General features: G+C 63.1%; 1 pseudogene. It reads right to left on the minus strand.

Annotation, left to right across the window (positions count from 1 at the left end):
• Positions 1-374 (minus strand): annotated as a pseudogene (locus AC0L2J_RS34780) (DUF1522 domain-containing protein); the annotation flags it as partial.

Consider the following 374-nt stretch of genomic DNA (forward strand, 5'->3'; position numbering starts at 1 on the left):
CTCTGCTGCGACTGGTTGGCCAGCGACAGCGCGGAGACCGCGATGGACTGGCGGGTCGACAGCGCCTGGCTGTTGGCCGCTTCGGTGTTGGTGTCGGCCAGGGTCAGGTTGGACGAACCGGTCTGCAGCACGTTGATCAGGCTCTTGTTGAAGTCCTGACGCACCTGCACCACCGAGAGGTTCGAGCCGAGGCTCGACGCTTCCGAACGCAGCGTGCTCGACGCGGCATTCAGGTTCGACAGCACCTTGTTGGTCGCGGAGTTGTCGATGAAGTCGACACCGCTGGTCAGCGCAGCAAGGCCGAGACCCTTGGAGTTGTAGGTCACGCCCGTGATGCTCAGGTTCGACTTGCCGGTCTCGTCGAACACCAGCTT

Source organism: Bradyrhizobium sp. MV1.5, assembly GCF_055807615.1.